Consider the following 7485-nt stretch of genomic DNA (forward strand, 5'->3'; position numbering starts at 1 on the left):
CTCCCCATTTGCGGAATAACAGACATGGCAATCGTCGACGTTAAAGTCCCCCAATTTTCCGAATCGGTCTCGGAAGGCACGCTCCTGACTTGGAAGAAGAAGCCCGGTGAAGCGGTCGCTCGCGATGAGATCGTCATCGAAATCGAGACCGACAAGGTCGTGCTGGAGGTGCCCGCACCCGCCGACGGCGTGCTGGCCGAGATCGTCAAGGCCGACGGCAGCACCGTTGCGTCTGAAGAAGTGATCGCCAAGATCGATACCGAAGGCAAGGCCGCCGCTGCTGAAGCGCCGGCTGCAGCGCCCGCCGCCGCACCTGCGCCGGCCGCGGCCCCGGCTGCTGCCGCAGCACCCGCGGCCGCACCTGCTGCCTCGATTCCTTCTCCCGCCGCCGCCAAGCTGCTGGCCGAGCAAGGCATCGCGCCCGAGTCCGTGGCCGGTACCGGCCGCGGAGGCCGCATCACCAAGGGCGACGCGCTGGCCGCTGCCGAGAATCGTCCTGCCGCCAAGCCGGCAGTCCCCATCATCAATGACGCCACCACGCTGGTCAACGGCCGCCCCGAGCAGCGCGTGCCGATGAGCCGCCTGCGCGCCCGCATCGCCGAGCGCCTGCTGCAATCGCAGGCCGAAAACGCGATCCTGACCACGTTCAACGAGGTCAACATGCAGGCCGTGATGGACCTGCGCGCCAAGTACAAAGACAAGTTCGAGAAGGAACACGGCGTCAAGCTGGGCTTCATGTCCTTCTTCGTCAAGGCTGCCGTGGCCGCGCTCAAGCGCTATCCCATCCTGAACGCTTCGGTCGACGGCAAGGACATCGTCTACCACGGCTACTTCGACATCGGCATCGCCGTAGGCAGCCCGCGTGGCCTGGTCGTGCCCATCCTGCGCAATGCCGACCAGATGAGCCTGGCCGACATCGAGAAGAAGATCGCCGAATTCGGCCAGAAGGCCAAGGACGGCAAGCTCAGCATTGAAGAGCTGACCGGCGGCACCTTCTCGATCTCCAACGGCGGCGTATTCGGCTCCATGCTGTCCACGCCCATCATCAACCCGCCGCAATCGGCCATCTTGGGCGTGCACGCCACGAAGGAGCGGCCCGTCGTGGAAAACGGCCAGATCGTCATCCGTCCCATCAACTACCTGGCCCTGTCGTACGACCACCGCATCATCGACGGCCGCGAGGCCGTGCTGGGCCTGGTCGCCATGAAGGAAGCCCTGGAAGATCCGCAGCGCCTGCTGCTGGACATCTAAGGAGCACGGAATCATGGCGAAACAATTCGACGTCGTCGTCATCGGTGCCGGCCCTGGCGGATACATCGCGGCCATCCGCGCGGCCCAGCTGGGCATGTCGGTGGCATGCATCGACGCCTGGAGCAACGCCAAGGGCGGACCGGCCCCGGGCGGAACCTGCACCAACGTTGGCTGCATCCCGTCCAAGGCCTTGCTGCAGTCGTCCGAGTACTACGAGCACGCCGGCCATCACTTCGCCGACCACGGCATCGAGGTCAAGGGCCTCGGCCTGGACTTGGCCAAGCTGCTGGCGCGCAAGGATACCGTCGTCAAGCAGAACAACGATGGCATCCTGTTCCTGTTCAAGAAGAACAAGGTCACGTTCTTCCACGGCACCGGCTCGTTCTCCGGCCAGGTGGACGGCGGCTGGTCGGTCAAGGTCTCCGGCCCGTCCGAGGAAGAACTCGTGGCCAAGCACGTGATCGTGGCGACGGGCTCGAGCCCCCGCGCGCTGCCCAACCTTCCGTTCGACGAGAAGCAAGTCCTGTCCAATGACGGCGCGCTGTCCATCGGTAGCGTACCCAAGCGCCTGGGCGTCATCGGCGCCGGCGTGATCGGACTGGAACTGGGCAGCGTCTGGCGCCGCCTGGGCGCGGAAGTCACCATTCTGGAGGCCATGCCCAACTTCCTGCCGGCGGCCGACGAGCAGATCGCCAAGGAAGCGCTGAAGGTCCTGACCAAACAGGGCCTGAAGATCAACCTGGGCGTGAAGATCGGCGAGGTCAAGACCGGCAAGACCGTGACGGTTTCCTACACGGACGCCGCCGGCGCCGAGCAGTCGCTGGTCGTCGACAAGTTGATCGTGTCGATCGGCCGCCTGCCGAACACCCAAGGCCTGAACGCCGAAGGCGTGGGCCTGAAGTTGGACGAGCGGGGCTTCATCGTCGTCGACGACGAATGCCGCACCGGCCTGCCCAACGTCTGGGCCATCGGGGACGTGGTGCGCGGGCCCATGCTGGCGCACAAGGCGGAAGAAGAGGGCGTGGCCGTGGCCGAGCGCATCGCCGGCCAGCACGGGCACGTCAACTTCGACACCATCCCGTCGGTCATCTACACCTCGCCCGAGATTTCCTGGGTGGGCAAGACCGAACAGGCGCTCAAGAACGAGGGCCGTGCCTACAAGGCCGGTACCTTCCCGTTCCTGGCCAATGGCCGCGCGCGTGCGCTCGGCGACACCACGGGCATGGTCAAGGTGCTCGCCGATGCCAAGACGGACGAGATCCTCGGCGTCCACATCATCGGCCCGCAGGCCTCCGAACTGATCTCGGAATGCGTCGTCGCCATGGAGTTCCGCGCGGCGTCGGAAGACATCGCACGGATCTGCCATGCGCACCCGTCGCTGTCCGAGGCGGTCAAGGAAGCCGCCCTGGCCGTGGATAAGCGCGCGTTGAACTTCTGACGAACGCCCAGGAGCGGAGGCGGCGACGATATGCCGCCTCGCCATCCACCGCACAACGGCCTCGCCTAGCGAGGCCGTTTTTTTATCCCCGGCCGGGTGACCCGGGCTAGTGCGATGGTGTCAGCCCGAGGCCGGACCCGCGTCATCCCAGTGGCCGCTGACCAGTGCTTCGGGCCGGCGTGCGGCCGTGACGCGTGCGCTGCAGGGCCAGGCGTCACGCCTGACGAGCAGGCCGGCATAGATCCCGTAGCCCGCCCCGCAGCGTATCTCTCCCGCCGCCTCGATGCCTTCTCCCGCGCGGATCGCCCCCTGGGCGGAAATGTCTGCGCCGGCCTTGAGCCCCCATCCGGCCTCGATGTGGTTTCCGGCCTCGATGAGGCCTCCGGCTAGGATTCCCTGGGAAACGAACAGATCGTGCGCGGCGATGACATCGCCGCCTGCCTTGATGCTGCGGCCGCAATGCAGGGAGCGGCCCGCATGGACGCTTCCGTCGGCGTGCAGCATTCCCCGGACAGACAGGGCATGGCCGGCGTAAACGTCCCATTTGGCCCGGCAGGCGCCGCCCGCCTCGAGATCGGTTTCGGCGCGTATGCCCCAGCCGGCGGATATGTCGCCTGCTGCGCGGATGTGCCCGCCGCTGCTGAGGTTGCCGTCCGCGTCGATGTCGCCGCCGGCGACGATGCCCGTGCCAGCCCGCACGCCGCCGCTCGTGCGTAAGTCGCGGCCCGTGCGCACGATGGTATCGACATTGATGCCGTGGCGCACCTCGAGCGTGCCGGCAAAGACGATGGCGTGGGCGTCGATCGCATCGACCTGCAGGACCAGGTCGACCGGGCCGAATTGATCGAGCAACCAGCAGGCATCGTCGATGCGGCCGTCGGCGACGAGCGCATCCAGCAGGGCTTGGTAATCTCCCTGGCCTTGATGGCGGCGGATGAACCAGCGGTAGCCGCCGGCGCAGGGATTCTTGGCTTTGACGAAATTCTTGGTGAGTTCCATGAACCATCCAGCAAAACGAGCGACAGGGCGCGACCTCGCGTTGGCGGGGGGCGTGCCGTGATGGCGCGAGACCGCGCATCGCAGGGAAGGGCGGTCGTGGGCCTCGAAGATGGGGATGGGCGCGAAGGGCTCGCGCCGGAAGGGGCATTAGCCGGGTTTGGATCGCGCGTAGGCGGAACGAGCCGCCACTTCCTGGGCGTCGAGGAAGGTGGCGCGCAAGGGCCGGGAATAGGGGCAGGGAAAGAAATCGCCGTGCATCGCGGGGCCTGACGCCACGCGCCAAAGGCGAGGGGCCGTCAACAAAGGACTGTGGCAGGTACGGCGGGCAATCGACGCGGACACGGGGCTACACGGCATTCCCGCCCGGCAGGAGGCGGGAGCGGGACACGAAGAATCGTTCGAACGCCGTCGGGACACGGCAGGCGTCCCAGCGATCCTACCAGTTGTGCAAAATGCGTCAAGCCGCCCACGGGCGGCTAAACATCCTCCTTAGGATCGAAATCCATGCGCCGCATCGCATCGACCAGCGAAGTGCGCGTACGCTCGTAATCGGCCCACGGCCGGTTGCCCGTTGCCAGTCGCTCGCCCAGGACATACAGCGTCCAGTGTCCGGAACCGGTAAGGGTATCGAGCTCGTCCCAGGCCACGGGCACCGAGACCGGCAGGCCGGGACGTGCGCGCACCGACCAGGCGCATACGGTCGTGGCGCCGAAGCCGTTGCGCAGATAGTCGATGAAAATCTTGCCTACCCGATTGCGCGGCCCGCTCTTGGCAACGAAGTGACGGGGAAGTGCTTCGGCCAGGTGGCGCACGATGGCACGTGAGAACGCCTTGACGGTATCCCAGTCGTAGTGGGGCCGCAGCGGCACGATGACGTGCATTCCTTTGCCGCCGCTAGTCTTGAGAAACGCCGGCAATCCCAGCTCCTGGAGAAATGCGTGGACGAGATGCGTTCCCTCCCGGATCCGCGCCCAGCTCACGCCTTCTCCGGGATCCAGGTCAAACGTCATGCGATCCGGCGTGCCGATGGCGCGGTCCGTCCCGTTCCAGGTGTGCAGTTCGATGGTATTCATCTGGACCGCCGACAGCAGCCCTTGGAGATCGTCTATCTTCATCAGCGGCGCATGGCCGGGATCCAGTTCCTGAGGCAGGCGCACCACGCCAGGCAGCGATGCCTTATCGGCATGCTTTTGGAAGAACAATTCGCCGCCTATGCCGTCAGGCGCACGGACCAAGGCCACCGGGCGGTCTCGCAAATGCGGCAGCAGCAGGGGCGACATGGCGGCATAGCACTGGATGAGCTGCAGCTTGGTGATGCCGCTTTGCTTGTCGATTACGCGCCCCGGATGGGTCACGCGGAAAGAGGAGGGCAGTCCATTGCTTTGCATGCTGTCCGACTCCTTGGGGGGAGACGCTGGCCGCTCCCGCATGACGGCATTCGCCGGTTTATCGGAGCGCAGCCCGCGGAATACCCCATGGCGGATATGGCCGCTCGCGGTCCACTCTGCAAAGGAGACTTCGGCCAGGAGCTCCGGGCGGACCCAACGCGACTTCCGCAGCCCGGCAAGATTGCGCTGAAACGGAGAACGGGGCGCGTGCAACTGGTCCAGGCGCTGCCGCAGGGAGACGAGCGTGCGTTGGTCGAAGCCGGACCCCACGTTGCCTGCGTAGCGTAGCTGGCCGTCGTCGTCATACACCCCGAGCAGAAGCGCCCCGAAGCCCGCTCGCGTGCCCTTGGGATCGGTGTAGCCGCCGATGACAAACTCCTGCCGATTCTGGCACTTGAGCTTGATCCAGTCGGCGGATCTTCCCGACCGGTAGCCGGCGTCCTTGCGTTTACCGATCACGCCCTCGAACCCCAGCCTGCAGGCCGAGGCGACCAGGTCGCGCGGCGCGGCCTCGAAGGCTTCGCTGAAACGCACGTACTCGCCGTCCGAGCCGCGAAGCAGGTTCTCCAGCGTGGCGCGGCGCTCGGTCAACGGCAACGTCCTCAAGTCGCGCCCTGCATAGAACGGGATGTCGAACACGTAATAAACAACGCCGCGCGCAGCACCCGATTCGAACGCGTTCTGCAATGCCTGGAAACTCGGGATTCCGTGTTCGTCGGGCGCCACGATTTCGCCGTCCAACCAGGCATCGGCGAGCCGCATCGCAACCAAGGCGTCGCGCAGCTCCCGCAGCTTATTCGTCCAATCCTTCCCCGTACGGGTGAAGAGCGAGACTTCTCCGTTTTCTATGCGGGCCAGCAATCGATAGCCGTCGAACTTCAGCTCGTATTGCCACCGCGCGTGCTCGCGCGGCGCCTCGTTCACCAACGTAGCGAGCTGGGGAGCCAGGCGAGGGGGCAGCGCATCGTAGGCCGGGACTGAGGAAGACGCCTCCTCGGCCTCGGCCTGCGGTCCGGAAACCGCATAGGCGTCTTTCTCCTTGATCAGCAGCCAGCTGGGTTGCTTGTCGGCCGTGCGCATGCGTACCAGGGCCCACCGGCCACGAAGCCTGGCACCGCGCAACTCGAACTTGAGTTTGCCCGCGCGATAGCCTTTTCGGGGATCCTCCAAGGGGATCCAGGTTCCGGCGTCCCAGATCGCGACCTCGCCCGCGCCGTAATGCCCCTTCGGGATGCGGCCTTCGAAACTACCGTAGGAAAGCGGGTGGTCTTCCACCTGTACCGCCATGCGCTTGACCTCCGGATCCAGGCTGGGCCCCTTGGGCACGGCCCAGCTCTTGAGGGTGCCATCCAACTCCAGCCGGAAGTCATAATGGAGCCGCCGCGCGGCGTGCCGCTGGACGACGAAGCTCAACGCCTGCCCCGGCCGCGTGCCGCCCTCGCTCGGTTCCGGGGTGTGCGCAAAGTCGCGCTTGTCACGGTAGGCGCGCAGGTTGTCGCGCTTGGCCATGGCGCGCGTTTCCTGGGCCGACTAGGCGCTGCGCTTGCTCTTTCCGCTGCGCGCGGAGCCGCCGCGGGTGGGGGAGGGTTTCTTGTTTTTCTCCAGGCTGCGTTTGAGCAGCTCGGTCAGGTCCACGATGTCGGCGGTGGGTCGGGCTTCCTCCATGGATTCAATCGATGTGACGGCTTCGGTTTCGTCCGCTTCGATCTTGGTCTGCACCAATTGCAGGATTTTCTCCTTGAATTCGTCGCGGTATCGCTCCGGATCCCACTCGCCGGCCATGTCTTCGATCAGCTGCACCGCCATTTTCATCTCGCGCGGCGAGATGCCTTCGGCCCGGGGGCCCTCCTCGGGCAGGTCCAGGTTTTCCCAGGAACGGATCTCGTCCGCCCAGCGCAGCAGATTCAATACCAGCCCTGGGCCGGCTGGCACCAGCGCCGCCAAGTGCTGCTTGGTCTGGATCACGACGCGGGCGATGCCGATCCTGCCCGTCTGGAACAGCGCCTCCCGGAGCAAGGCGTAGACTTTGGCGCCTTTCCCCAGCGGGGCGAGATAGTAGGGACGTTCCAGGTAAATGAAGGGAATCTGTCCGGCCGGGACGAAGGTCTCGATTTCTATGGTCTGGGTGGACTCCGGATACGCGCCGCGGATCTCGTCGTCGGACAGGACCACGTAGCGGCCGTCTTCGTAGGCTATTCCCTTGACGATGTTCTCGCGGGAGATTTCCCTGCCGGTACGCTTGTTGATGCGCTTGTAGCCGACGCGATCCATGCTGCGCTTGTCCAGCCAATCGAAGTCAAGCTCGCTTTCCTGCGTGGCGGTATAAAGCCCCACGGGAATGTGGACCAGCCCGAAGCTAATAGCGCCTTTCCAGAGTGTGCGTGCCGTGGCCATGGCCGTCCCCTTCGC

At 65.6% G+C, this 7485-nt stretch carries 5 protein-coding genes; 2 read left to right on the plus strand and 3 right to left on the minus strand.

Annotation, left to right across the window (positions count from 1 at the left end):
• The first annotated feature begins 24 nt into the window (after positions 1 to 24).
• Positions 25 to 1251, plus strand: a complete 1227-nt coding sequence (gene odhB / locus IRZ12_RS13830) for a 2-oxoglutarate dehydrogenase complex dihydrolipoyllysine-residue succinyltransferase (RefSeq protein WP_296469474.1) — start codon at positions 25 to 27, stop codon at positions 1249 to 1251.
• Between the two features lie 13 nt (positions 1252 to 1264).
• Positions 1265 to 2689, plus strand: a complete 1425-nt coding sequence (gene lpdA, locus IRZ12_RS13835; protein WP_296469476.1) for a dihydrolipoyl dehydrogenase — start codon at positions 1265 to 1267, stop codon at positions 2687 to 2689.
• A 120-nt stretch (positions 2690 to 2809) separates the two neighbouring features.
• Here the strand turns inward: lpdA and IRZ12_RS13840 are convergent, their stop codons facing one another.
• The 3 genes from IRZ12_RS13840 to IRZ12_RS13850 all read right to left on the minus strand — a co-directional run bounded on the left by IRZ12_RS13840 (position 2810) and on the right by IRZ12_RS13850 (position 7470).
• Positions 2810 to 3688, minus strand: coding sequence for a FapA family protein (locus IRZ12_RS13840; protein WP_296469479.1), 879 nt, complete (start codon positions 3686 to 3688; stop codon positions 2810 to 2812).
• 476 nt (positions 3689 to 4164) lie between these two features.
• On the minus strand, positions 4165 to 6585 hold the full coding sequence (gene ligD / locus IRZ12_RS13845) for a DNA ligase D (protein WP_296469481.1): 2421 nt from the start codon (positions 6583 to 6585) through the stop codon (positions 4165 to 4167).
• Positions 6586 to 6606: 21 nt separating this feature from the next.
• Positions 6607 to 7470, minus strand: coding sequence for a Ku protein (locus tag IRZ12_RS13850; protein ID WP_296469483.1), 864 nt, complete (start codon positions 7468 to 7470; stop codon positions 6607 to 6609).
• Positions 7471 to 7485: the final 15 nt, after the last annotated feature.

Origin of the sequence: Pigmentiphaga sp. (genome assembly GCF_019689535.1) — a bacterium.
Taxonomy (GTDB): Bacteria; Pseudomonadota; Gammaproteobacteria; order Burkholderiales; family Burkholderiaceae_B; genus Pigmentiphaga.

Coding starts and splice junctions, on each gene's coding strand:
- ligD (WP_296469481.1), bottom strand. CDS start 6,585: ATGGCCAAGCGCGACAACCTGCGCGCCTACCGTGACAAGCGCGACTTT.
- IRZ12_RS13840 (WP_296469479.1), bottom strand. CDS start 3,688: ATGGAACTCACCAAGAATTTCGTCAAAGCCAAGAATCCCTGCGCCGGC.
- IRZ12_RS13850 (WP_296469483.1), bottom strand. CDS start 7,470: ATGGCCACGGCACGCACACTCTGGAAAGGCGCTATTAGCTTCGGGCTG.
- odhB (WP_296469474.1), top strand. CDS start 25: ATGGCAATCGTCGACGTTAAAGTCCCCCAATTTTCCGAATCGGTCTCG.
- lpdA (WP_296469476.1), top strand. CDS start 1,265: ATGGCGAAACAATTCGACGTCGTCGTCATCGGTGCCGGCCCTGGCGGA.